Genomic DNA, 25,688 nt, shown 5'->3' with positions numbered 1-25,688 from the left:
GCCATGGCCGACGACAGAGCCGGCAGCGCCGGCAGTGCCGACCGCATCGCGGAGTTCATCGAGCCGCTGCGGGTGAAACCGGGCAGCAAGGTGCGGCTGCCCGAGGACTTCGACCCCGGTTTCAGAGCGGGCATCCGCAAGAAGAAGGACGGCGTCGAACTGCTCCGCAGCGGTATCGAGCAGCTCGCCGACTACCAGCGGCGGCTGGCCGCCCAGGACACCTACGGGGTGCTGTTCTGCCTGCAGGCCCTGGACGCCGGCGGCAAGGACGGCACCATCCGCCACGTCATGAGCGGGGTGAACCCGCAGGGCGTGCGCGTGGTCGGCTTCAAGGTTCCCTCGAACGACGAACTCGACCACGACTACCTGTGGCGTTACTCCCAGAACCTGCCCGGCCGCGGTGAGATCGGCATCTTCAACCGCTCCCACTACGAGGAAGTGCTCGTGGTCCGGGTGCACCCCGACAACCTGCGCCGCCAGAAACTGCCCGACGCGGCCCGCGGCCCGGACGTGTGGGAACGGCGCTACCGCGAGATCAACGACTGGGAGCGCTACCTCACCGACAACGGCTTCAGGATCGTGAAAATCTTCCTGAACCTGTCGAAGGAAGAACAGCGCACCCGTTTCCTCAAACGCATCGACGTACCCGAGCGGAACTGGAAGTTCTCGTCGGCAGACGTGCGTGAGCGGGCCTACTGGGACGACTATCAACAGGCGTTTTCACAGATGTTGTCCGCAACCAGTACGCAATGGGCGCCCTGGTACGTCGTTCCCGCCGACCACAAGTGGTTCGCCCGGGTGTGCGCGGCCGCCGTCCTGGTGCACACCCTGATGGCCATCGACCCGCAGTACCCGCAGGTCAGCGACCAGAGGCGGAGCGAACTCGCCGAGGTCAGGGAGCAACTGGAGGCCGAGGCACCCGCGGGGGCCGCCCCGGACCCGTACGCGGCGGCGGAGAACAAAAACAGGACGAAAATCAAGAAAATCAAGAGCAAGAAGGAGAGTAAGAAGAAGAACAACAAGAAGAGCGGCAAGAAGAACGCGAAGGCGTCTTCATGACCGCGCCGGCAGAGGTCCCGCAGGACCGGGCGGCCGACGGCGCGCCGTGGTACGCGCGTCCGCCCGAGCAGGTGGCCGCCGCCTTCGAGGTGGATCCGGCCGCCGGCCTGTCCACCGCCCGCGCCGCGGAGCTGCTGCGGACCCACGGCCCGAACGCGCTGCCGGAGGAGAAGCCGCTGCCGGGCTGGCGCCGCTGTCTCGCCCAGTACCGCAGCTACATGCAACTCGTCCTGGTGGCCGCCGCAGTCGTCTCGCTCGTCATCAAGGAGTGGAGCACCGGGATCCTGCTGCTCGTCCTGACCGTCGTCAACGCGGTTGCCGGGATGCGGCAGGAGGGCAAGGCGGACAGCGCCATGAACGCGCTGAAGTCGATGATGAAGGCCACCGCGCGGGTGCGCAGGGACGGCACCGAGTCGAAGATCCCGGCCGAGCAGGTCGTACCGGGCGACGTGGTGCTGCTCGCGGCGGGCGACGAGGTGCCGGCCGACGGCCGGGTCGTCGCGGCGAACGCCCTGCAGATCGACGAGGCGGCGCTGACCGGGGAGAGCGTGCCGGCCGCGAAGGAGGCGGGCACACTCGGCGACGTCGACCTGCCGCCGGGGGAGCGCCGGAACATGGCGTTCATGAACACCCCCGTCACCCACGGCAGCGGCACGGTGGTGGTCACCGCCACCGGCGCGGACACCGAAATCGGCCGCATCTCGGGCATGCTGTCGACCACCCGCCGGGAGGCCTCGCCGCTGACCCGGGAGATGGACCGGCTCACCCTGTGGATCACGGCGACGGCCGGAGTGACGATGATCCTGATGTTCGTGCTCGGCCGCGGCCGGGGCACGGCGTGGGACGCGCTGTTCGTCAGCGCCGTCTCGCTGGCGATCGCCGCCATCCCGGAGGCCCTGCCCACCGTGTCCCAGACGATCCTGTCCATCGGCGCCGTCGACCTGTCCAGGCGCCGGGCGATCGTGAAGGACCTGCCGTCGGTGGAGGCGCTGGGCTTCACGTCGGCGATCAACTCCGACAAGACCGGCACACTCACCATGAACCAGATGACGGTGGTGGAGGTCGTCGACGCCGGCGACCGCTACACCGTCTCCGGCACCGGCTACGGCCTGGAGGGCAGGATCCGGCACCCGGTGGGCAGCGCCCCGGACATGACCGACGTGATCCTGCCCTACCTGGTCGCCAACGACGCCCGGCTGGTGGACGGCAAGGTCGTCGGCGACCCCACCGAGGGCGCCCTGCTGGTCCTCGGCCACAAGAGCGGCCTGGACGTCGACGCCACCCGGGAACGGCTGCCCAGGCTCGCCGTGCTCCCCTTCGACCCCACCTACAAGCTGATGGCCACCTTCAACCGGGCCACCGACGACACCGGCCGCCCCGTCGTGCGCTGCTTCGTGAAGGGCGCGGCGCCCGCCGTCATGGACCGGGCCGCCACGGCGCTCAGGCAGGGCGAGTCCGTCCCGTGGGACGCGGAACTGCGGCAGCGGGCCCAGGAGCAGGTCGAACGGATGGGGAGCGAGGGACTGAGGGTGATGGCCGCGGCGCGCCGCGACCTCGACCCGGCGGCCTTCGACCCGGCGGCGTTCGACCCGGACGGCGACCTGCTCGGCCACGTCACCGACCTCCAGCTGACCAGCCTGGTCGGCATGGTCGACCCGCCGCGCGCCGAGTCGAAGGCCGCGGTCGCCGACGCACAGGCCGCGCACATCAGGGTCCGCATGGTGACCGGCGACGACGTCGTCACCGGCGCCGCCATCGCCCGGCAGGTCGGCATCGAGGGCGAAGCCATGCTCGGCGCGGACTTCGCGGCCCTCCCGGAGAGCGAACGGCTCGCCCGGATCGACGGCATCGGCGTCGTCGGCCGGGTCGCGCCCGAACACAAGGTGCTCCTCGCCGAGACGCTGAAGAAGAAGGGCGGCGTCGTCGCCATGACCGGCGACGGCGTCAACGACGCGCCCGCGATCAAGGCGGCCGACGTCGGCATCGCCATGGGTTCCGGCACCGAGGTCGCCAAGAACGCAGGCCGCATGGTTCTCGCCGACGACAACTTCGCCACGATCGTCTTCGCCGTCGAACAGGGCCGCAAGATCTACGACAACCTCACCAAGTACATCCGGTTCGTGCTCGTCCTGCTCGTGGTGTTCGTGCTGACGTTTCTCGGCGCGACCCTGTTCGACATCGCCGCCGGGGAACCGTTCACCCCGGCGCAGGTCCTGTGGATCCACTTCTTCGTCAACGCGGCCTTCGGCTTCGCGCTCGGCTTCGACCGGCAGAGCCCCGGCCTGATGGCCCGCCGCCCGCGACCGCGCGGCGCACACGTGCTCAACCGGGGCGTCATGCTCACCGTCGGACTGTCCGGCCTGGTGATCACCATTGGCCTGCTCTGCCTGATCGACCTCGGCAGATCCCGCTACGGCAGTGTCGCGATCGGCCAGTCGATGGCGTTCACGTCCTTCGCGCTCTGCCTGATCGTGGCCGCCCTGGAGTGCCGCAGCGAACGCGACACCGTGCTCACCACGGCCAGCTTCGACAGCAAGCAGATGAACCGGGCCATGCTGATCGAGTTCGTCCTCGCGGTCCTGGTCACCCAGCTGGACGCCTTCCGCAGACTGCTCGGCACGACCGAACTGAACCTCGCCCAGTTCGGCTGGACGCTGCTCCCGGCGCTCGCGCTGCTTGCGCTGTGGGAGATCGGCAAGTTCCTCGCCCGCTGGAACGGCAGGCCGGTGCCCAGGACCTGACGTGCCGTCGACCGGGTTTCGCCGACGCCGACGAAACCGTGACACGACCGCCATGGAAGCCGCACCGAACGGGCCGCACAATCAGGAAAACCGAACACGGGTGTGCGGTCGAATGCCGACGGACGGCGGGGGAGCGGGCGGACATGGAACTGGAACTGGGATACGACCTGCTGGGCGGCCGGCTCCGCAGCATCGGCGAGGTCGAACTCACCTACGGCAGGTGGGGTGGCCGGCCCCGCACGCTCGGGCCGCATCCACTGGAGTACGACCTGCTCGGCAGCCGGCTGCGGCGCATCGGCGACGTCGAGATCGGCTACGGCCGCCTGGGCAGCGTGCCCAGAACGTTCGGGAGCTGGGACGTCGACTGCGCCGCCTGGTCCGGGATCCCGCGGCAGATCGGGCCGTACCTGATCGACCACCCCAGGTTCAGCGGCCGGGTGCGTGGGGTCGGCCCGCTCTCCGTGGAGTACGACCTGCTGGGCGGGCGGCCCCGCCGCGTCGTCCTGCCCGCCGGCCTGGACGCCCTCCCCGACGACCTCCTGCGCGTCCTCTTCCTGGTCCTGCACCTGCAGAGCGAACGCAACAAGAACTCGTCCTCCGCCGCGTAGACGCCCAGGACGCGTAGGCACGTGGGCGTCAGCAGCACAGCAGCACAGCACCACGGCCGAACACGCGAAGGCCCGCCGGACGGTTCCGGCGGGCCTTCGGGGTGTCGGCGGGTCAGACGGCGGCCGCGTACTTCGGGTTGACGCCGTACTGGTTCTCCTCCGGCTTGCCGTCGGAGGCGAGCCAGACGAGCACGAAGATCCAGCCGACCAGCGGGATGATGCCGACCAGGATCGTCCAGCCCGAGCGGCCGGTGTCGTGCAGCCTGCGGACCGCGACACCGAGGCTCGGCAGCAGGACCGCGAGGTCGTAGATCGCGGCGAGGGCGCTGAAGTGGATGGCCGCGCCGACGGCGATGAGCACGATCGCGATGATCGTGTTGATCAGGGTGAACATCCAGTATTCCTGCCGACGCGCGCGCCCGCTGAACACCACGTACTTCTTCAGTACGTCCACGTACCAGTTCATTGCTCGTCCCCCAAGGACCCAAGAAAGGTTCAAGATTTCGCTGGCGCCCAGCAAATCAAGCCGTCGTGGCCGGATCCATCCAGATTGGCGTGAGCGGGTCAACCGTTACCGTCTCGCCGCCGATCGGTGATCAAGACGGGCCGATCGCATCCGCGCGGTGCGCGATAACGTCTCTCCGGCCATGGACATGCAGAAACAGCCCCAGCAGCGGCCACAGCCCCAGCAGCGGTCACAGCCACAGTCACAGCCCCGGTACTCGCAGAACCCCGAGGGCTGTCTGGTCGTCGCGATCAGAATCCCCGTACGGATCCTCGCGTTCCTCGTGGTGCTGCCGGTACGGCTGCTCTGGGACGCTCTGGCCGCCGTCGCGCGGTTCCTGTGGCGGTACCTTCTCGCCCCCGCCGGCCGCGCCGTCGGCCTGCTCCTGCACGTCCTCCTCGTCGTCCCGCTGGTCTGGCTCTACCGCCACCTGCTGACTCCGCTCGGCCACGCCCTCCTGTGGCTCCACGCGCGCGTGCTCACCCCGATCGGCCACGCGCTCGTACGGCTCCTCGCGCCCGTCGTGGCGGCCGTGGCGAAAGCCGTCGCCCTGGTGGCCGCAGCGATCGCCTGGCTGGCGGAAAAGCTGGCCGTCGGCCTGTACTGGACCGCGCGCGTGCTCCTCGTCCTGCCCGCCCTCGCCCTGTGGCGCTGGGTCCTCGCCCCCGTCGCCCGGGTCCTCGGCGTCGTCCTGCGCGAGATCGGGGACGCTCTCGGACACGCCTGGCGGGCCGCCGGATACGTCGCACGTGCCGTCGGACGGGTTCTCGGGACCCTCTTCCGGTGGATCTTCCTGGAACCCGCACGCTGGGCGTACCGGACCGTCCTCACCCCGGTCGGACACGTCGTCCGCGACCTCGTCCTGCGCCCCGCGGCCCAGGCCGCCCGCGCGATCGGCCGAGCTGTCGGACAGGCCCGCGCCGACGTCCGCCGCGCCCTCTTCGGCGAGCCGCGGCGGCCCGCGCCCGTGGACCGCCGGGAACCCCGGGGCCGCGACACACGTACTCTTGATGGATAGCAGTACCCAGCCGTACGGCCCACAGCGGTACGGCCTCGCACAAGAACGCACGAGAACCACGAAGGACTGACGACACTGGGCAAGCGACAGCCCGAAGGCCCGCCGCCCGCACCCGCGGTGCAGCGCATCCGACTGCGCTACACCAAGCGCGGCCGCCTCCGGTTCACCAGCCACCGTGACTTCCAGCGCGCCTTCGAGCGGGCGCTGCGCCGCGCCGAGGTGCCGATGGCGTACTCGGCGGGGTTCACACCGCACCCGAAGGTGTCGTACGCCAATGCCGCACCCACCGGCACGGGCAGCGAGGCCGAGTACCTGGAGATCGCGCTCACCGCACCCCGCGACCCGGAGCGGCTGCGCGCCCTCCTCGACGAGTCCCTGCCCGCCGGGCTCGACATCGTCGACGCGGTCGAGGTGCACACGTCCGGACTCGCCGACCGGCTCACCGCCTCCGTGTGGGAGCTGCGGCTGGCCGGCCAGGACCCGGCGGAGGCCGCGAAGGCCGTCGCGGCGTTCAACGCCGCCGAGTCCGTCGAGGTCCGGCGCACCACCAAGAACGGCGTCCGCACCTTCGACGCCCGCCCCGCCGTCGTGCAACTTGAAACACAGAGTGAAACGGCTGATAGGCCGACCGACCAGCCCTGTGCGATACTGCGGCTGGTTGTTCGGCACGTGACGCCTGCCGTACGACCCGACGACGTCCTGTCCGGTCTCCGCGCCGTGGCCGACCTGGCGCCGCCGGTCCCCGCAGCGGTGACCAGGCTGGCGCAGGGGCTGCTCGATGAAGAGACCGGCACGGTGACCGACCCGCTCGCGCCCGACCGCGAGGCAGCCGAGGCCCTTTCGAAGGCCGAACCGACTGCCACCGCGACGGTGCCGGCGTAAGGAAGGTCCCGCGAAGGACGCACGTCGTAGCGCAGCCCTCGTACTCGGGAGCCACCTGGGTCGGGCAGCGCACCGACCAGAAGACTTTCGCCAGGCCGTCCGCGACAAGGCGTACGGAACCGGCGAGACAGGACACAGAGAGCTCCTGTGCGGCGCCCGCGCCCCACACGGCGGCACCGCGCATCGCGCGAGCCGTGGACGTCACCGGTGGTCGCTCGAACCGATCGACGCCGGACCAGGCGCGGCGCCCGGGAGCCTGACGGGAGAAACGCCCGCATGCTCGAACCGACCGAGCCCACCGAGGGCTCCGAACTGAACACCCCCAGCGACACCCTGCCGCCGCGCAGGCGTCGCCGTGCCGCGTCCCGCCCCGCGGGACCGCCCGCCGGGACCGAGGCAGTGGCCGAGACCACCGCGCCGGCCATACCGGCCGCCGAGACCTTCGAGTCCGTCGCCGAAGCGACAGAAGAAGAGGTCACGGAAGAGGCCGCCGAGGCCGCTGCGACGGTCGAGGCCGCAGAGGCCGCGGAAGCCGTCGAGGAGGCCGCGCCCGCTCCGCGGACGCGCCGCCGTGCGACCCGCCGCGTGTCCGCACCCGCCGCTGCCCCCACCGAGGCCGCGGAGGCCACCGGAACCGCGGAGACCGTCGCGCCTGCTGCTGCCGGTGCGACCGCCGCGACCGAGCCCGCCGAAAGCACGGCCCCGGTCGAGTCCGCCGCCGACAGCGACGAGGAGGCCGCGCCCGCTCCGCGCACGCGCCGCCGCGCGACCCGCCGCGTCTCCGCGCCCACCGCGGCCCCGGCCGCGGCGGAGGAGCCGTCCGCCGTTGCGGAGGCGGAGCAGGCACAGCCGCTTCAGACCGCCGAGGCGGCCGAGACCCCCGCACCCGCCACGGCCGCCGACGAGGACACGCCGGCCCCGCGGACCCGTCGCCGTGCGACCCGCCGGGCGTCCGCGCCCGCCGGTGCCCCGGTGCCTGCCGAGGCGGGCGAAGAAGCCGCGGCCCCGGCCGTCGCCGCCGAGGCCGGTACGGAGACCGCCGCGACCGCCGACGTGGCCGAGGCACCCGAGACGGTCGAGGCCCCTGAGGAGACCGTGTCCGTCCCGCGTTCCCGTCGCCGTGCGACCCGCCGGGTGTCCGCGCCCGCCGGTGCGCCCGAAGCCGCTGCCGCCGAGACGGCCGTCGCCGAGGAGCCGCAGGCGGTGGTCGCCGAGACCCCGGCCGCCGAGCCCGTCGAGGCCGAGGCGCCGCGCCGCAGGCGCCGCGTGGTGCGCCAGGCCGCCACCGGGTTCTCCGAGCCCGCCGCCCGAGCCGGCGCCGACGAGGAGCAGCAGCGCCGCCCGGCCCGGCCCGCCGTCGCCGTCTTCCAGGCGCCCGTGTTCACCGAACCCAAGTTCCAGACCCCGGAGCGCGCCGCCGCCGAGGCCGCCGCCTCCGCGGCCGGCACCGAGGAACCGGAGGAGCTCGCGGCTGCCCCGGCCGCCCCCGCATCGTCCGCTGCCGCCGCTTCCACCGCTTCCGCCACTCCTGCCGCTTCCACCGCTCCCGCGGCCTTCGCCGCCGAGCCGGCCGAGCAGGCCGAGGCCGGTTCGCGCCGTCGGCGCCGCCGCCGGGGCGCCGTGGAGGAGGCCCCGGTCACCGAGGCCACCGCCGAGGACGAGTCCGAGGAGCCGGAGGAGTCCGCCGAGGACATCGCCGACGGCGAGGACGAGGCCGAGGAGTCCGGCTCCCGCCGGCGCCGCCGCCGCGGTGGCCGACGCCGCCGTCGCGGTGACGCCGCCGACGGCGACGACGGCACCGACGAGTTCGCCGCCGAACAGGCCGAGCAGGACGCCGAGGACACCGCCGAGCAGGAGGAAGAGGACGACGAGGAGGCCCACGACGAGGCCGGCCTGTCCTCCTCCAGCAGCCGCCGTCGCCGGCGCCGCCGCCGCCGTGCCGGGGACAGCTCCGCCGACGCCGAGCCCGGCGAGGGCGACCCGGAGCGCACGGTCGTCAAGGTCCGTGAGCCCCGCAAGCCCTCCGAGCCGTCCGACGAGGTCCAGTCCATCAAGGGCTCGACCCGCCTGGAGGCCAAGAAGCAGCGCCGCCGCGAGGGCCGCGAGCAGGGCCGCCGACGCGTCCCGATCATCACCGAGGCCGAGTTCCTCGCCCGCCGCGAGGCCGTCGAGCGCGTGATGGTCGTACGCCAGCACGGCGACCGCACCCAGATCGGCGTCCTGGAGGACGGCGTGCTCGTCGAGCACTACGTCAACAAGGAGCAGGCCACCTCGTACGTCGGCAACGTCTACCTGGGCAAGGTCCAGAACGTGCTGCCGTCGATGGAGGCCGCCTTCATCGACATCGGCAAGGGCCGCAACGCCGTCCTGTACGCCGGTGAGGTCAACTTCGAGGCGCTCGGCATGGCCAACGGGCCGCGCCGCATCGAGGCCGCCCTGAAGTCCGGCCAGTCGGTCCTCGTCCAGGTGACGAAGGACCCGATCGGCCACAAGGGCGCCCGCCTCACCAGCCAGGTCTCCCTCCCGGGCCGCTACCTCGTGTACGTCCCCGAGGGCTCGATGACCGGCATCAGCCGCAAGCTGCCCGACACCGAGCGCGCGCGGCTGAAGACCATCCTCAAGAAGATCGTCCCCGAGGACGCGGGCGTCATCGTGCGCACCGCCGCCGAGGGCGCGAGCGAGGACGAGCTGCGCCGCGACGTCGAACGGCTCCAGGCGCAGTGGGAGGACATCCAGAAGAAGTCGAAGAACGGCAACGCCCCGACGCTGCTGTACGGCGAGCCCGACATGACCGTCCGGGTCGTCCGCGACATCTTCAACGAGGACTTCTCCAAGGTCGTCGTCAGCGGTGACGAGGCCTGGGAGACCGTCCACGGCTACGTCTCGCACGTCGCGCCCGACCTCGCGGGCCGGCTGTCGAAGTGGACCTCCGAGGTCGACGTCTTCGCCACCTACCGGATCGACGAGCAGCTGTCCAAGGCACTGGACCGCAAGGTCTGGCTGCCGAGCGGCGGTTCGCTGGTCATCGACCGGACCGAGGCGATGGTCGTCGTCGACGTCAACACCGGCAAGTTCACCGGCCAGGGCGGCAACCTCGAAGAGACCGTCACCCGCAACAACCTGGAGGCGGCCGAGGAGATCGTCCGCCAGCTGCGGCTGCGCGACCTCGGCGGCATCATCGTCATCGACTTCATCGACATGGTCCTGGAGTCCAACCGGGACCTGGTGCTGCGCCGCCTGCTCGAATGCCTCGGGCGGGACCGCACCAAGCACCAGGTGGCCGAGGTGACCTCGCTGGGACTCGTCCAGATGACCCGCAAGCGCGTCGGACAGGGCCTCCTGGAGTCCTTCTCCGAGACCTGCGTGCACTGCAACGGCCGTGGCGTCATCGTCCACATGGAGCAGCCCGGCTCCGGCGGCGGTGGCGGCGGCAAGCGCAAGAAGCGCGGGCGCGGCGGCGACGGGCACGAGCACGACCACGACCACGACGTGCACGAGACGCACGAGGTCGTGGCCGACGGGGCCGTCGAGCACGCCGAGGCCGTCCACGCGGTCGAGACGGCGGCGGAGGTCGCGGCCGAGGCCGCCGGGCCCGTCGCGCTGCCCGCGCCCGACTTCGCGCCGGACGAGGAGCTGTACAGCAGCATCGCCGAGGCGGAGGCCGCGGCCGGCCGCGGCCGTTCCCGCCGCCGGGCGAGCCGCCGGGCCTCGGCTCCGGCGGGCGCGCCCAAGGGCCGCACGGCCCGCACCGAGACCGCCGGGGCGGAGGCGCCGACCGCGCAGGACGTACCGGCCGCCGTCGAGACCGAGCGCCCGCTGCTGCCGGAGCCGGCCGCCGCGCAGGCCCCGGTGGTCGAGGCCGCGCAGGCCCCGGCCGTCGAGGAGACCGCTCCCAAGGGCCGTACGCGTCGGCGTGCCACCCGGAAGGTGTCGGCGCCCGCCGGCTCCCCGGCCGGTGCCGAGGCGACCGTGGTGACGGTCGTCGCCGAGAGCGCCCCGGTGGCGGAGACGGTCGCGGAGGCGGAGACGGTCGCGCAGACGGCACCGGAACCGGTCGCCGAGCCCGAGGCCGCTGCGGCGGCCGAGAGCGCGGCTCCGGCCCGCCCGCGCCGCCGTGCGGTGCGCAAGGCCACCGCGCCGACCGCGTCCGAGGAGACGGCCGTCGTGGTCGTACCGTCGGCGGAGACGCCGGCGGCGGCCCAGGAGGCCCCCACCGGGGCCGCCGAGGAGGGTGTCGAGGAGGCCGTTCCGGCCAAGAAGACGGCCCGCAAGACGGCTGCCAAGAAGACCGCGGCGAAGAAGACGGCCGCCAAGAAGACCGCTGCCAAGAAGACGGCCGCGAAGAAGACGACGACGGCCAAGAAGGCGGTCAAGACCGCCAAGACGGCCGCCGCCAAGTCGACGGCGAAGAAGACCACCACGGTCGCCACCGCCTCCGACGAGGACTGACGGGCCCAGGCCCACGCACCACCAGCCATCGGCTCCCGGTCACACGACCGGGAGCCGATCGCGTGTACGCCGGGTCGTGGACCGCCCCGGCGACCGGCCCGCGCTCCGCGCGCACCCGCGCACCCTCGCCTCCGACAAGATCGCCGGCACCGGTGCGGCCGATTGCCGCAGCACAGTGTCACCGGCCGGACGGGCGCGGTGACCAGGGCGCCGTCGGGGAAGCTCCTCCCGCCGTCCGGTTCACAGGGAACACTCGGTAAATTGACGGGAAAGGTTACGCGCATGCTTGTCAACGAGTAACTTCGCCGGGAACCCGAACAGCGGAATTTACGACGAAAGGCCGCTCCAGTGAACCGTCATGAACTGCTGCGTGGACTGCACCGTGTCTACCGCCCGCGCAACTATCTGGAGATCGGCGTCAATGACGGTCGCAGCCTTGCGCTCTCGCGCGTGGCGTCGGTGGCGGTCGACCCGGCCTTCAAGGTGGTGACGTCGATCAGCTGCGACGTGCATCTGGTCCAGTCGACCAGTGACGACTTCTTCGCCCGCAAGGACCCGCTGGTGCACCTGCGGCGAGGCCGCAACCCCTTCCGCGCCCTCGCCCGCCGCGACCCGCTCGGGGTGTTCGGCGGCGATCCCACGCTGGAACTGTCCTTCATCGACGGCATGCATCTCTTCGAGTACGCGCTGCGCGACTTCATGAACGTCGAACGCCACTCACGCTGGTCGAGCGTGATCGTCCTCGACGACATGCTGCCCCGCGACGTGGACGAGGCGGCCCGCGACCGGCACACCAAGTACTGGACGGGCGACGTCTACAAACTGGTGACGGTCCTGCGCAAGTACCGACCCGACCTGGTCGTCGTCGAGGTCGACACCGCGCCGACCGGTGTCGCCGTGGTCTTCGGGGCCGATCCGCAGAACACGGTCCTCAAGGACGCGTACGACGAGATCATCGCGGAGTACGTCACCCCGGATCCGCAGGCGGTCCCCGACGAGGTGCTGGTGCGCAAGCACGCCGCGCGGCCGGAGGCACTGCTGGCTGCGGACTTCTGGCCCGCCCTGGTCCGGGCCCGGAACCTGCGCCGTCCGCGCGCGGGCTTCGAGCGGCTGCGGGGGCAGATCGCGGCCCTCGGCGGCTGACCGGCAGGACGACCATGACGAGGGGCCTCGCGGAAGATCCGCGAGGCCCCTCGTCGTAGTACGGTCTCAGCCGCGCAGCTGCGCCAGGTAGGACCGGCACGCGTCGTACGACGGCAGCAGGCCCTCGGCCTCGGCCACGGCCAGGGACGGCGCCGCCGCGTCCTTCTCGGACAGCACGGGGGTCAGATGCGCCGGCCACTCGATGCCCAGCTCGGGGTCGAGCGGGTGGATGCCGTGCTCGCGCTGCGGGGCGTACCCCTCGGAGCACAGGTACACCACGGTGGCGTCGTCGGTCAGCGCCATGAAGGCGTGCCCGAGCCCCTCGGAGAGGTAGACCGAGTGGTGGTCCACGTCGTCCAGCCGTACGGCTTCCCACCGCTTGTACGTGGGCGAGCCGGTACGGATGTCGACGATGACGTCCAGCACGGCACCCCGTACGCACTTGACGTACTTGGCCTGGCTGGGCGGTACGTCGGCGAAGTGGATCCCACGCAGGGTGCCGCGGCTGGAGACCGAGCAGTTGGCCTGCGCCAGATTCAGGTGATGGCCCGTGGCCTCGGCGAAGTCCGGTCCCTTGAACCACTCGTGAAAGCTTCCGCGGGCGTCCGGGAAGACCTTCGGTTCGTGGATCCAGGCCCCGGCGATGTCGAGCTCCCGCATGTCGATCACATCCTTGTCGTGGTGCTTGTCCGTGGTAGGTCCGGTGGATCAGCCGGTCAGCCTCGCCGCCAGGCCGCGGAGCTTCCTGCGGGCCGGCGCGGGCAGCCTGCGTACGACCGGACCGCCGACGGCGCGCAGCCGCCGCCGCAGGGTCGCCTTGCGGCGCTTGGACAGCGTCGTGCGGACGAGTTCGGCATCCACCTCGGGAAGGGCGTCGTCGAGCTGCAGCCGTCCGTTGCTCCTGACGGTCACGGTGCACAGCGGCAGGGCCGCGTCCTTCTGGCCGTCCAGCCGGGCCGAAAGGCTCCAGCGGCCGGCGGGAACCGACGCCGCACGCGCGGGAACGGCGATGTGGGCGCGGCCGGCCACGTTGCGGATCTCGGCCGGCACCACGTGCGTACCGCCGCCGTCCCCGGAACTGAGGACCAGCTCGGTCTTGGCCGGCGCGGTCTTCGGGCGGGTGAACACGTCCAGCCGCAGCTCCGGGCGCTTGCCCGGCATCCGCTGCACGGGGCGGTTCTCCAGGTAGGGCGCCAGCTTCTTGCTGCGGCGGGCGACGTCCAGGGTGAGGTTGCCGTGCGGGTCGGTGAAGTACGGGATGACCGGGCGGGCGGGGGAGCCGAGCAGCGCCGGACGCAGCTCCGTCTCCACACCGGCGACGCGGTCGGCGCCGAGCCGGGCCTTGCGGACCAGACCGAGGCCCCGGACGCTGATCCAGATGTCCCAGAAGCCCTTGGAGACCGGGCCGCGCCCCTTCACGCCCTGGGGGCTGACCACGCCGCTGCCGCGCAGGACGACCTCGCAGACGCCGTCGCCGAGGTCCTCGACATGCGAGGTGAACGCGGCCGCGCACGGCCACTCGACGGCCGTCTCGCGGTTGCGCAGCGACATCTCGGCCTTGAACTGGTCCATCTCGTCCGTGACGTCGACCGGCTCGTCGGCCCCCAGCACGTCCTGGACCAGCTCGGGGTGCAGGTAGAAGCGGCCGTCGCGGCGCAGCAGGCGGACCGGTTCGGCGTCGTCGCCGTGCACCAGCCGGGCGCTGACGGTGACGCCGAGCTTGCCGTCGGGCCGCCACTCGGCCTCCTCCAGCCGGGTCGCGCCCTTGAGGGACTGCCCGAAGCGGGCGAACCGCACCAGGCCGTCGGCGTCGTCACGGCGCAGCAGTGTCGAGCGGACGCGGGTGAGGGCGCCGAGCCCGTCGGTCACTCCCTCGCCCATGAACTCCTCGGCCAGCGGGCGCACGGCGGCCAGCATCTCGCCGAGGTAGGCCTCGTCGTACTTGAGGACGTTGGGCTCGCTGAGCCGGCCGAGCATCTCCACCCGGTAGAAGCGGCGCAGCAGCAGGTCGCGGAAGTCGCCGGGCTCGGTGTTCGCCATGACGACGTCGAGCACCTCACGGAGGTTTCCGTAGTAGCCCGACGGGATGATCCGCACGGAACCCGCGTTGTTGCCGTCGTCACGCTTCGAGTAGTAGTAGCAGGTGTAGCTGCCCAGGATGGAGACGACCTTGGCGGGGAAATACGCCTCCATCATGTACAGCTGGTCCTCCAGGCGCCGCTTGCCCTCGGGATAGGCGATCTTGTTCTCGCGCAGGAACTCCGCGCGGAACATCTTGTGCGGCGTGAGACTGTCGTACAGCGGCGCGTCGTGGATGGTGCACTTCTCCCGGTCCACCTTGAAGACGCCGTGCGGTACGCCCCGGAAGTTGCTGGCGACCTTGCCGATGACGATGTCGGAACCGTTGCGGTGCCCCATCTCGTACAGTCGGCGCAGAGCGTCGGACGCGAGGTAGTCGTCCTGGTCGACGAACTGGATGTACTCGCCCTTGGCCTCGCCCACGCCGATGTTCCTCGGCTTTCCGGGCCAACCGGAGTTCGGTATGTGGATCACCCGGAAATGCGGGTGCTGCTCGGCGAGGGCGTCCAGCGTGGCAGGGGTCTCGTCGGTCGAGCCGTCGTCGACGAACAGGACCTCGAACTCGTTCGCGGGAAGCGTCTGCCTCAACAAGGAGTCGATGCAGGGTTGGATGTACTTTCCCGGGTTGTACACCGGGATGATGACGCTCACCTTGATCGACATCTCTGTTACCTGGCTCCAGTTTTGGAAAGCTGACTACTGCATTAATGATCCGTGTACAGCCGGTGACCAACGGATGCACGAGTGGGGGTCACAGGGTAACCGCAGCCGCTTCTCAGGGGCGACCGGGTCGACGGGAAGGCCGGCCGCGACGGCGGGCTCGGGCCCGGTTTGACCGCCTCCGCGCGGCCCCGTAACCTTGACCGTCGGCGTGTCCATGGATATGAGGACGTGCCACATCCCCGTAAACCTCTTCCTCCGGAGCACACGGTGTTCCGGAGAGGCCGCCCGCGTTCGCCGGGCGGCTGGACTGCGGGGGTGCCGTTCCCGAGCGAGAGAGTGAGATCCGCGTGTACGCCATCGTGCGCAGCGGCGGTCGCCAGCACAAGGTTGCTGTCGGCGACATCGTCGAGGTTGACAAGATTTCCACCGCCAAGGTTGGCGACACGGTCGAGCTCTCGACCCTGCTCGTTGTCGACGGCGACGCTGTGACCAGCGACCCGTGGGTCCTGGCCGGCATCAAGGTCCAGGCCGAGGTCGTGGACCACCACAAGGGCGTCAAGATCGACATCCTTCGCTACAAGAACAAGACCGGCTACCGCCGTCGTCAGGGCCACCGCCAGCAGTACACGGCGATCAAGGTCACTGAGATCCCCGCGGCTGCGAAGTAAGGGACTGAGGAGAGATGGCACACAAGAAGGGCGCATCGTCCACCCGTAACGGTCGTGACTCCAACGCTCAGCGCCTCGGCGTGAAGCGTTTCGGCGGTCAGGTCGTCAACGCGGGCGAGATCCTGGTCCGTCAGCGCGGCACCCACTTCCACCCGGGTGCGGGCGTCGGCCGCGGCGGCGACGACACGCTGTTCGCGCTGCTGCCCGGTGCGGTGGAGTTCGGCACCCACCGTGGCCGCAAGGTCGTGAACATCGTTCCGGTCGCCTGAGCTTGATCTAGTTCCCTGATCCAGGGCTCAGACCGAACGTTTCGCGAGGCGGACCTCACTTCCCGATCGGGAAGGCGGGTCCGCCTTTCGCGTGTTGACATTGGTACTACCCCGTAATAGCTGGAGGCACTGCACCATGACCACCTTCGTGGACCGCGTCGAGCTGCACATCGCCGCGGGTAACGGAGGCCACGGCTGCGCCTCCGTGCACCGGGAGAAGTTCAAGCCGCTCGGCGGCCCCGACGGCGGCAACGGCGGCCGTGGCGGCGACGTCACGCTGACCGTCGACCAGTCGGTGACGACCCTTCTCGACTACCACCACTCGCCGCACCGCAAGGCCACCAACGGCAAGCCCGGCGAGGGCGGCAACCGGGCCGGCAAGGACGGCCAGGACCTCGTCCTGCCGGTGCCCGACGGCACCGTGGTGCTGGACAAGGCCGGCAACGTCCTCGCCGACCTCGTCGGACACGGCACCTCCTACGTCGCCGCCCAGGGCGGCCGCGGCGGCCTCGGCAACGCGGCCCTCGCCAGCGCCCGCCGCAAGGCCCCGGGCTTCGCGCTGCTCGGCGAGCCCGGCGACCTCGACGACATCGTCCTCGAACTGAAGACCGTCGCCGACGTGGCACTGGTCGGCTACCCGAGCGCCGGCAAGTCCTCGCTGATCTCCGTGCTGTCCGCGGCCAAGCCGAAGATCGCCGACTACCCGTTCACCACCCTGGTCCCCAACCTCGGCGTGGTGACCGCCGGTTCCACCGTCTACACCATCGCCGACGTGCCCGGCCTCATCCCCGGCGCCAGCCAGGGCAGGGGCCTCGGCCTGGAGTTCCTGCGCCACGTCGAGCGGTGCAGCGTCCTCGTCCACGTCCTCGACACCGCGACCCTGGAGTCCGAGCGCGACCCCGTCTCCGACCTCGACGTCATCGAGGAGGAGCTCAAGCAGTACGGCGGCCTCGGCGACCGGCCCCGGATCGTCGTCCTCAACAAGATCGACGTCCCCGACGGCAAGGACCTCGCCGAGATGGTCCGCCCCGACCTGGAGGCCCGCGGCTACCGCGTCTTCGAGGTGTCCGCCGTCGCCCACCTGGGCCTGCGCGAGCTGACGTTCGCACTCGGCGAGCTGGTCGCCAAGGCCCGCGCGGCCAAGCCCAAGGAGGAGGCGACCCGGATCGTCATCCGGCCCAAGGCCGTCGACGACGCCGGCTTCACCGTCACCCAGGAGGAGGACGGTCTCTTCCGGGTGCGCGGCGAGAAGCCCGAACGCTGGGTCCGCCAGACCGACTTCAACAACGACGAGGCCGTCGGCTACCTCGCCGACCGCCTCAACCGCCTCGGTGTGGAAGAGAAGTTGATGAAGGCCGGGGCCCGGTCCGGCGACGGCGTCGCCATCGGTCCCGAGGACAACGCCGTCGTCTTCGACTGGGAACCGTCCATGATGTCCGGCGCCGAGATGCTCGGCCGCCGCGGCGAGGACCACCGCTTCGAGGAGCAGCGGCCTGCCGTGCAGCGCCGCCGCGACCGGCAGGCGGAACGCGACGAGTCCCTGCAGGAGTACGGCGACTTCGACCCGTTCGAGTAGGACCACGGGCCTCCCCGGCTGCCGGGGAGTGCCGGTCCGCCGTCAGACCCGTCGGACCCGTCAGACCCGTTGGGGCCGGACTCCTCCTGGCCCCAACGGGTTTTTCCGTTCCCCGTCCGGTCGACACCGCCGCCGAGCCGCGGGCCGCCGCGGGCCCACCCACCGCCCGTCACCCGGTGCGCCGCGAGGGACGAACCGGGAACACCCGGAGCATGGTCGGCGAACCGGGCACGCCGAAGGTCAAGTCTGTGTAACAGGAGCCTGGGACTCATCTGTGTCCCAGGCTTCTCTCAGGTGAACCTAAGGTAAACGTCTTACCTTCCGTTAACCATGGAGACGGACTGTACGAGAGGCGAAGCCCCGGTGAACGACGCCATCACGGACCCCGCAGGCCCCACCGGTCCCCTTGCCGCCCTGCCTGCCGGCACCCGCCTGCTGCACATCGGCCCGCACAAAACGGGCACCACGGCCATCCAGGGTGCCCTGTTCGCCGCGAAGGACAAGCTGCCCGAGCACGGTGTGGAGTTCCCGGCGACCACCCGGCACCCGATGGAGGCCGCCCTGGCCGCCTGCGCCCGGCCCGCGATGATCGGCGACACCGTGCCCACCGAGAAGCACTGGACGCGGCTGATCGGCGCGGTCGAGGCCACCGGCACCCGCACCTCGGTGATCAGCAGCGAGTTCTTCGCCGACGCCCCCGACGACGAGACCGTCGCCCGCATCGTCGAGCAGCTCGGCGGCGAACGCGTCCACGTCCTCGTCACCCTCCGCCCGCTCGCCAGGATCATGCCCTCCCAGTGGCAGCAGTACGTGCAGAACGGACTGCGCATGGGCTACGAGGACTGGCTGGACCACATGCTCCGCAAGGCCCCCTACGAGAAGCCCAACCCCAGCTTCTGGCGCCGGCACCGGCACGACCGGCTCGTCGAACGCTGGGTCCGCGCGGTCGGCGCCGACCGGATCACCGTCGTCGTGGTCGACGACCGGGACCGCGACGGCCTGATGCGCACCTTCGAAGCCCTCCTCGGACTCCCCGAAAAACTCCTCCAGCCCGTCCCGGACACGGCGAACCGCTCCCTCACCCTCGCCGAGACCGAAATGCTGCGAAAGCTCAACGTGGAATTCCGCGGCAATGGACTCCCCGACGAGCTGTATTCCAAGCTCGTCCGCAACGGCGCCGTCATGCATATGAAGAACTCGTGCAGCCCCACGGCCGCCGACGTGAAGATCTCCACCCCCGCCTGGGCCGTCGAGGCCGCCGGCCGCATCGGCGCCGAGATGGTGGAACGCATCGGCGCCATGGGCGTCCGCGTCGTCGGCGACCCGGCCCTGCTCCACGCCCTGCCCGCGATCCCCGCACAGCCGGGAGCGCCCGCCGCCGAGGCCCGCATCGCCCCCGAGGTCGCCGCCCAGGCCCTCTACGGCGCACTCGCCGCGGCGGCCGCGGCCCCGGTGCGCCACACCGCCGAGGCGAAGTCCCGCACCGTGCACCAGACGTCGTCCAAGGAGCTGGTACGGGTCCTGGGGCACCGATGTCTGAAGAAGCTGCGCCGCCGGTGAGGTGCCGGGAGGCCGTGCTGCGGGGACGGCTTAGCGCGGCTAAGCCGTCCCCGCAGCACGGCGTAGTGCTGCTGAGACGTGCTTCGAGTCACGCACAGCAATCGAAATGCCCTGTGTAGTTACTCACAGCAAATTCACGGAACTCCTCCAGCGGCCCGGCGGGCCGCGCCCATCACCAGCGACGCAAGGTGAATGAAAGGTTGCGGGCACATATTCAGTGGACGGCGCTCACCTTGCACAGCGGTTACCGGAAGTGGGACCATTTCCAGGTTCCCTGATGCCCCAAGGTAGGTCACCTGTGTCCCAGCACATAGCCAAGCCCCGAACCACCGCAGTGATCCTGGCCGGTGGCACCGGTCAGCGGGTGGGTCTGTCGATCCCCAAGCAGCTGCTGAAGATCGCAGGCAAGGCCGTCATCGAGCACACCCTGGCCACCTTCGAGAAGGCCGACTCGATCGACGACATCATCGTGCTGATGGCACCGGGCTACGTCGCGGACGTCGAGAAGATCGTCGCCAAGGCCGGGTTCGCGAAGGTCAAGAAGATCATCGAGGGCGGCAACACGCGGAACGAGACCACCGAGCGCGCCATCGAGGCACTCGGCGAGGGCCTGGCCGAGGGCGAGGACCTCAACGTCCTCTTCCACGACGCCGTACGCCCCCTGCTGTCACGGCGCGTGATCGACGACTGCGTGGCCGCCCTGGAGCGCTACCAGGCCGTCGACGTCGCCATCCCGTCCGCCGACACCATCATCGTCACGCGGACCCACGGCGGGGACGGCGAGTTCATCACAGAGATCCCGGACCGCTCCCGGCTGCGCCGCGGCCAGACCCCGCAGGCCTTCAAGCTGTCCACGATCAAGCGGGCCTACCAGGTCGCCGACGGCGACCCCAACTTCCAGGCCACCGACGACTGCTCCGTCGTCCTCAAATACCTGCCGGACGTGCCGATCCACGTCGTCGCCGGCGACGAGTACAACATGAAGGTCACCCAGCCCGTCGACGTCTTCATCGCCGACAAGCTCTTCCAGCTCGCCTCCACCGCCGCTCCCGAGCAGAACGGCGAGGACGCCTACCGCGAGCTCCTCACCGGAAAGACCGCGGTGATCTTCGGCGGCTCGTACGGCATCGGCAAGGACATCGCCGAACTCGCCGAGTCCTACGGCGCGAACGTCTACGCCCTCGGCCGCTCCACCACCGGTACCCACGTGGAGAACCCCGAAGAGGTCGACGACGCGCTCTCCAAGGCGTACGCCGAGACCGGCCGGATCGACTACGTCGTCAACACCGCGGGCGTGCTGCGCATCGGCAAGCTCGCCGAGACCGACAACGCCACCATCGAGGAGGCGCTGAAGGTCAACTACCTCGCCCCGGTGCAGATCGCCCGCTCCAGCTACAAGTACCTCGCGGAGACCCAGGGCCAGCTGCTGCTCTACACCTCCAGCAGCTACACCCGCGGCCGCGCCGAGTACAGCCTCTACTCCTCGACCAAGGCCGCCATGGTGAACCTCACCCAGGCCCTGTCCGACGAATGGGCCGGCGACGCCGTCCGCGTCAACTGCATCAACCCCGAGCGCACCGCCACCCCGATGCGCACCAAGGCGTTCGGCCAGGAGCCGACGGGCTCGCTGCTCTCCTCCGAGGCCGTCGCCCGCACCTCCCTCGACGTGCTGCTCTCCGAACTCACCGGCCACGTCATCGACGTCCGCCAGCAGGACCCGACGGCCGCCGCCGGCCAGGCCTCCGGCTTCGAGCAGGCCCTGGCCAGTGTCCTGGACCGACAGGACGGCGTGGCATAATCGACAGCCATTAGTCATCTGTAATTCAGGCCTCTGTGGTTGCGCGTTCGCGGAGCAATCGCAGGGGCCTGAACCCGTAGAACCCGGATCGACCACCTCCCAGATTGTCCGCAAGGTCAAATTCAGGCCTTTTTGTCAGCAAAAGGTTCTCCGTGATATCCACCGCTATTCGCGTCGCCCGAGTGGGCAGCGCGGCCGAGCTGGCCGCGGCGGCACTCATGATGCTGGGCTTCCCGGTCCTCATGGTCGCCGCGCTCGTCCCGAGCGTCTACGCCTTCGCGGCCGCGGCCGCCGTCACGTACCTGGCGGACCACTACCTGCACCGCAAGGGCAGCTACCTCGTCAGCCGCCTGAGCAAGGTCCGGGCCGGCCTGTCGATCCGCTTCCTGATCCGGCAGCTGCTGCTGATCCTGCTGCTGGCCAGGATGGACCTCTCGAACGGCCTGGTCTTCTACGGCGCGATCGCCTGTTTCATCGCCTTCTACGGACTGCAGGCCCCGCACGGCGCGTTGGTCACCCTGATCCGCAACCGCCGCCGGATGCCCGTCGCCACCCGCAACGTCGACCTGAAGTCCCGCATCCGCATCCCGGACGCCCCGCCCCGCGGCCTGCTCGACCGCTCCGCCGAGAAGATGCTCCACCTCGACCTCGCGGCCGTCGTCGGCCTGCTGGTCTCGGCGGCGACGGACGACCCGGTCGCCGGATTCGTCGGCATCGGCATCACCCTCGCCCTGGGCTGCCTGTACGTACTGGTACTGATGCCGTACGTACGCGGCCGCAAGACCCCGCCGGACGCCGACACCGTACTGGCGGCCGTCGACGACTGGCTGGCCGAGTACCGGCCCGGGACCGTGCTGTACTTCTCCGGCTCCAAGGACTCCGCCTACCAGCTCAACATGTGGCTGGAGACGATGGATCAGCTGGAGTCCCGCCCGCTGATCCTGCTGCGCGAGCGCGTCATCCTGCAGAGCCTGGCGCCGACCACCGCCCCCGTCATCTGCGTGCCCGGCGGCGTGCACCTGATGAACATGGACCTCTCCACGGTCCGTGTCGCCCTCTACGCGGCCAACGTCGGCAAGAACATCCACCTGCTGCGCGTCCCCACGATGAAGCACGTCTTCATCGGCCACGGCGACAGCGACAAGCTGGCCAGCGTCAACCCGTTCAGCAAGGTGTACGACGAGGTGTGGACCGCCGGCCGCGCGGGCCGCGACCGCTACGCCATCGCCGACGTCGGCGTCCGCGACGACGACATCGTCGAGGTCGGCCGCCCCCAGCTGGCCCCCATCCAGAACTGGCAGGGCGTCCCCGACGGCCGTATCCCCACCGTGCTCTACGCGCCCACCTGGGAGGGCTGGGACGGCAACCCCGGCAACACCTCCCTGGTCCTCGCCGGCGAGAACATCGTGAAGAAGCTGGTCAAGGCCGACCCGCCGGTCCGCGTCCTCTACAAGCCGCACCCCTTCACCGGCACCGTCAGCGCCGAGGCCGGCGCCGCCCACCGGCGCGTCACCGCCCTCGTCCAGAAGGCCGCCACCGCCCGCGCCGCCGACGCCCGCTTCACCGCCGACCCGGCCGCCCAGGCGGCGGCACAGGCCGAGCTGACCCGCATCGAGACCCGCCTGACCGAACTGGCCGGCACCGGCGACGACAAGCGCGACGAGGCCGAGGCCAGCCGCGACGACGTCGTCGACCTGGAGAAGCACGAGGAGATCGCCCGGCTGCGCGCCGCCTGGAACGACTCCTACTGGCAGGCGCTGCCGTCGCACCAGCACGCCGTCATCACAGGTGCCGAACCCCAGCTGTACGACTGCTTCAACGTCTCCGACGCGATGGTCTCCGACATCTCCAGCGTGGTCTCCGACTTCATCGCGAGCGGCAAGCCCTACGCGGTCACCGACTCGGCCGGCGTCGGCGTGGAGGAGTTCAAGCGGGCGAACACCGCCGTGCGCGCCGCCGTGATCCTCTCCAACAGCGCCAAGGAACTCGGCGGCCTGCTGGACGCCGTACGCGACCCCTCGGGCGATCCGCTGGCCGCGGACCGGGACGAGCTCAAGCACTACCTGCTCGGGCCGGACGAGCCGACCTCCATCGAGCAGTTCAACGACGCGGTGGCCACGCTCGCCCGCAAGGCCGAGACCCGCAACCTGGGCCAGGAGGCCCGGACCGCGGCCGGCGACCCCGGGGCGGCCGAACTCGCCGAGGCACTGCCCGGCGGAAAGCCGCGGGCGACCGCCGGTGAGGCGGAGGGCGCGACCGCCGGCTGACCTCTGCCACGACCGCGAACGGGCCCGGTCCCGGGGGCATCTCCCCGGAACCGGGCCCGTTCGCCGTTCTCGTTCTCGCGCCGCGTTCTCTTACCTCTGCTCAAGAATGCGCGGACGTCTTCTTACCCGTGCTTCGCCGTTCCCGTTGAGCAGCTCTTACCGTGCGCCCGTACTGTCCGATGTAACCCGCTGTACACCACCAAGCTGTCCGTTCGTCATGTGAGCTGGATCACTGAGTGTGCCTTCCGGGGCAACCTGTCGCACCGATCGGTCATCTAAGACGGTGCGTTCGACGTTGCGATCGGGTTGACGCAGAGGGAACGCGCCATTGACTAGGGGGAAACGTGACCGTCGTTGCGCAGCCTGATGTGACCGTGATCATCGGGGCGTACGAAGCGATGCCGTACCTGGTCGAGTGCCTGGCCTCCGTCGAGCGCCAGACCCTCGACCCGGCCCGCATGGAGGTCATCGCCGTCGACGACGGATCGACCGACGGCACGGGGGAGTACCTGGAGGAGTTCGCGGCCCGCGCCGCCATGCCGGTGACCGTGATCCGCCAGGAGAACTCCGGCGGCCCCAGCGGCCCGCGCAACGTCGGCCTCGCCAAGGCCGCCGGCCGCTACGTGTTCTTCCTGGACGCCGACGACCGGCTCGGCGACGAGGCACTGGCACGCATGGTCGCCATGGCCGACAGGAACGGCACCGACGTCGTCCTCGGCAAGGTCGAGGGAATCAACCGCAAACCCCCGCGGTCGATGTGGGGGAAGACGCTCGACCGTACCGACGTCTTCTCCTCCAACATCAAGTTCACGCTCAGCGCCCAGAAACTCTTCCGCCGAGCCCTGCTGGAACGCCACGGCATGCGGTTCGACGAGTCCCTGTGGACCGGCGAGGACGCGCTGTTCACCATGGAGGCCTATCTGCGCGCCGACGGCGTCTCGGTCGTCGCCGACTACCCCTGCTACTACCTCGTAGGCCGCGAGGACGGCAAACACGTCACCAAGACCGGCGGCTACATCCTCCGCTTCGACTCCGCGCGCGCCCTGATCAACCTGATCGCCGAGATGGTCCCGGCAGGGCCGCGGCGCGACAGCCTCATGGTCCGGCCGTTCAAGGTCACGCTGCTCCCGCAGTTCGGCCCCCGGTTCCTCAAGGACACCGACGACGTACGGCGGCACAAACTGGAGCTCGCCGAGCCGCTGATGGACGCCCACTGGAGCCCCGGGGTGGCCCGCCGCCTCAAGGTCCACGAGCGGCTCCAGCTGCACCTGGTCGCCGCCCGGCGTACCGAACTCCTCCCGGACGTCCTTGAGTTCGTGCGGGCCGGGAAGCAGCCCGTCCCGGTCCTGGAGAACCGCGGCACCAGCGTCTACCTCGGCTACCCGCACTTCCGTTCCGAGGCGGCCGGCGTCCCCGACTGGATCTACCTCGCCGAACCCCGCGAGGCCCGCGCCGTCGAGGGCTACCGGGAGGAAGCCGCCAACACCTTCCTGCGGCGCGCGGCACGCAAGGTGCGCCGTCTGCTGAGGTCGAGGGTCGGGCCGGGCGGGACGGCTACGGCCGTGTGACGGCGCGGGCGGTGGCCGTGCTCGGGCGCTGTGTCCTCGCGGTGGTCACAGGGCGTCGCTGAGAATCTGCTGATGCGTACGGTGCAGGATGACTCCCGGTTCGATGCCGAGTTCCCGCACGAGATGGTGACGGGTGTTCCGGAAGACCGTCAGGGCGTCCGCACGGCGGCCTGCTCTGTGCAGGGCCGCCATGAGGAGGCTCGCCGCCCGCTCCCTGAGTGGATGGTCGACGACGAGGGTCGTCAGTTCCGCGATCGCCTCCCGTAGATGTCCGACCTCCAGTACGGCCGCAGCGTGGTCCTCGAGAGCGGAGAGCCGTTCTTCCTCCAGGTAGGTGCCGACCCTGGAGGGCAGCCACTGGCCCGCCACTCCCGTGAGCGGGGGGCCCTGCCACAGTTCGAGCGCCCGCTTCAGGTAATTGGCCGAGCGTGCCGAGTCGGACCGGTGGGCCGCGTCCACCAGGCGCCGGAAACGGTAGAGGTCGATTCGCTCCCGGTCCACTTGCAGGGAATAGCCCTGCGGGCTGGTCACTATCCCGCAATCGGGAAACGGTGCCAAAGTGCGGCGAATTTTCGATATGTATCCCTGCACTGCGTTGCGAGCCGATTCTGTCGGCTCCTCTCCCCATATCGCTCGAAGCATCTTCTCTATGGGGACGACTCGGTTCGCGTCGAGCAACAGTGCGGCCAGAATGCCTCGCTGCTGCGGGGTCGCGAGCCCCAGTGACTGCTCGCCGTTCAAGATATCCACAGGTCCAAGCAGTCGGAACTCGACCTGACCCATTGTCCCCCCTTGGCCTAAACCACCCCTGGGCAATACCTCAATTTTACCCCAG

The 25,688-nt window shown here is 70.5% G+C and carries 18 protein-coding genes and 1 pseudogene; 14 read left to right on the top strand and 5 right to left on the bottom strand.

Annotated elements, in window-relative coordinates; translation table 11 throughout:
* The first annotated feature begins 3 nt into the window (after nucleotides 1-3).
* The 3 genes from ACFZB3_RS14255 (at nucleotide 4) to ACFZB3_RS14245 (ending at nucleotide 4,408) form a co-directional block, all read left to right on the top strand.
* Nucleotides 4-1,059, top strand: coding sequence for a PPK2 family polyphosphate kinase (locus ACFZB3_RS14255; protein WP_391374668.1), 1,056 nt, complete (start codon nucleotides 4-6; stop codon nucleotides 1,057-1,059).
* Nucleotides 1,056-3,800: an HAD-IC family P-type ATPase gene (locus ACFZB3_RS14250; RefSeq protein ID WP_391374666.1), complete on the top strand. Its 2,745-nt coding sequence runs from the start codon at nucleotides 1,056-1,058 to the stop codon at nucleotides 3,798-3,800. The genes ACFZB3_RS14255 and ACFZB3_RS14250 overlap by 4 nt, the downstream gene beginning before the upstream one ends.
* 143 nt (nucleotides 3,801-3,943) lie before the next feature.
* On the top strand, nucleotides 3,944-4,408 hold the full coding sequence (locus tag ACFZB3_RS14245; protein ID WP_391374663.1) for a hypothetical protein: 465 nt from the start codon (nucleotides 3,944-3,946) through the stop codon (nucleotides 4,406-4,408).
* Nucleotides 4,409-4,520: 112 nt separating this feature from the next.
* Here ACFZB3_RS14245 and ACFZB3_RS14240 read toward each other — a convergent pair whose 3' ends face one another.
* Complete coding sequence (locus tag ACFZB3_RS14240; RefSeq protein WP_391374660.1) at nucleotides 4,521-4,874, bottom strand: DUF805 domain-containing protein; 354 nt, start codon at nucleotides 4,872-4,874, stop codon at nucleotides 4,521-4,523.
* A 181-nt stretch (nucleotides 4,875-5,055) separates the two neighbouring features.
* On the opposite strand from ACFZB3_RS14240, the gene ACFZB3_RS14235 reads away from it, so the two are divergent.
* The 4 genes from ACFZB3_RS14235 (at nucleotide 5,056) to ACFZB3_RS14220 (ending at nucleotide 12,405) form a co-directional block, all read left to right on the top strand.
* Nucleotides 5,056-5,931, top strand: coding sequence for a hypothetical protein (locus ACFZB3_RS14235; RefSeq protein ID WP_391374658.1), 876 nt, complete (start codon nucleotides 5,056-5,058; stop codon nucleotides 5,929-5,931).
* A gap of 117 nt (nucleotides 5,932-6,048) precedes the next feature.
* Nucleotides 6,049-6,813 carry a TIGR03936 family radical SAM-associated protein gene (locus ACFZB3_RS14230; RefSeq protein ID WP_391374655.1) on the top strand — a complete coding sequence of 255 codons (765 nt, stop codon included), beginning with the start codon at nucleotides 6,049-6,051 and terminating at the stop codon, nucleotides 6,811-6,813.
* A gap of 276 nt (nucleotides 6,814-7,089) precedes the next feature.
* Nucleotides 7,090-11,262, top strand: coding sequence for an Rne/Rng family ribonuclease (locus ACFZB3_RS14225; protein ID WP_391374652.1), 4,173 nt, complete (start codon nucleotides 7,090-7,092; stop codon nucleotides 11,260-11,262).
* A 348-nt stretch (nucleotides 11,263-11,610) separates the two neighbouring features.
* The gene (locus ACFZB3_RS14220; protein ID WP_391374649.1) at nucleotides 11,611-12,405 is read left to right on the top strand and encodes a class I SAM-dependent methyltransferase; all 795 of its coding nucleotides are present in this window, start codon (nucleotides 11,611-11,613) and stop codon (nucleotides 12,403-12,405) included.
* 66 nt (nucleotides 12,406-12,471) lie between these two features.
* Here ACFZB3_RS14220 and rfbC read toward each other — a convergent pair whose 3' ends face one another.
* Together rfbC and ACFZB3_RS14210 are read right to left on the bottom strand one after the other, a co-directional pair.
* On the bottom strand, nucleotides 12,472-13,065 hold the full coding sequence (gene rfbC / locus ACFZB3_RS14215; protein ID WP_391374646.1) for a dTDP-4-dehydrorhamnose 3,5-epimerase: 594 nt from the start codon (nucleotides 13,063-13,065) through the stop codon (nucleotides 12,472-12,474).
* 48 nt (nucleotides 13,066-13,113) lie between these two features.
* Nucleotides 13,114-15,147: a glycosyltransferase gene (locus ACFZB3_RS14210; RefSeq protein WP_391374643.1), complete on the bottom strand. Its 2,034-nt coding sequence runs from the start codon at nucleotides 15,145-15,147 to the stop codon at nucleotides 13,114-13,116.
* 347 nt (nucleotides 15,148-15,494) lie between these two features.
* Between ACFZB3_RS14210 and rplU the strand changes: the two genes are divergently transcribed.
* The 7 genes from rplU to ACFZB3_RS14175 all read left to right on the top strand — a co-directional run bounded on the left by rplU (nucleotide 15,495) and on the right by ACFZB3_RS14175 (nucleotide 24,853).
* Nucleotides 15,495-15,815: a 50S ribosomal protein L21 gene (gene rplU / locus ACFZB3_RS14205; RefSeq protein WP_007381993.1), complete on the top strand. Its 321-nt coding sequence runs from the start codon at nucleotides 15,495-15,497 to the stop codon at nucleotides 15,813-15,815.
* Between the two features lie 14 nt (nucleotides 15,816-15,829).
* A complete protein-coding gene (rpmA, locus tag ACFZB3_RS14200) occupies nucleotides 15,830-16,084 on the top strand; it encodes a 50S ribosomal protein L27 (protein WP_030779398.1) in 255 nt (84 codons plus the stop codon).
* A 136-nt stretch (nucleotides 16,085-16,220) separates the two neighbouring features.
* Complete coding sequence (gene obgE / locus ACFZB3_RS14195; protein ID WP_391374640.1) at nucleotides 16,221-17,660, top strand: GTPase ObgE; 1,440 nt, start codon at nucleotides 16,221-16,223, stop codon at nucleotides 17,658-17,660.
* 330 nt (nucleotides 17,661-17,990) lie between these two features.
* Nucleotides 17,991-19,220: a hypothetical protein gene (locus tag ACFZB3_RS14190; protein ID WP_391374638.1), complete on the top strand. Its 1,230-nt coding sequence runs from the start codon at nucleotides 17,991-17,993 to the stop codon at nucleotides 19,218-19,220.
* 298 nt (nucleotides 19,221-19,518) lie between these two features.
* Nucleotides 19,519-21,018, top strand: coding sequence for a D-ribitol-5-phosphate cytidylyltransferase (locus ACFZB3_RS14185; protein ID WP_391374635.1), 1,500 nt, complete (start codon nucleotides 19,519-19,521; stop codon nucleotides 21,016-21,018).
* A gap of 182 nt (nucleotides 21,019-21,200) precedes the next feature.
* Nucleotides 21,201-23,285 carry a hypothetical protein gene (locus ACFZB3_RS14180; RefSeq protein WP_391374633.1) on the top strand — a complete coding sequence of 695 codons (2,085 nt, stop codon included), beginning with the start codon at nucleotides 21,201-21,203 and terminating at the stop codon, nucleotides 23,283-23,285.
* 344 nt (nucleotides 23,286-23,629) lie between these two features.
* Complete coding sequence (locus ACFZB3_RS14175; RefSeq protein ID WP_391374630.1) at nucleotides 23,630-24,853, top strand: glycosyltransferase; 1,224 nt, start codon at nucleotides 23,630-23,632, stop codon at nucleotides 24,851-24,853.
* A gap of 45 nt (nucleotides 24,854-24,898) precedes the next feature.
* On the opposite strand, the gene ACFZB3_RS14170 is transcribed toward ACFZB3_RS14175, so the two are convergent.
* Entirely contained in the window at nucleotides 24,899-25,354 is a 456-nt protein-coding gene (locus tag ACFZB3_RS14170) for a BTAD domain-containing putative transcriptional regulator (protein ID WP_391375776.1), read from the bottom strand.
* Nucleotides 25,355-25,375: 21 nt separating this feature from the next.
* Nucleotides 25,376-25,636, bottom strand: a pseudogene (locus ACFZB3_RS14165) (winged helix-turn-helix domain-containing protein); the annotation flags it as partial.
* Between the last annotated feature and the right edge of the window lie 52 nt (nucleotides 25,637-25,688).

Source organism: Streptomyces sp. NPDC008092 (assembly GCF_042957285.1).
Lineage (GTDB): Bacteria > Actinomycetota > Actinomycetes > Streptomycetales > Streptomycetaceae > Streptomyces.
This window is presented reverse-complemented; position numbering and strand designations above follow the sequence as displayed.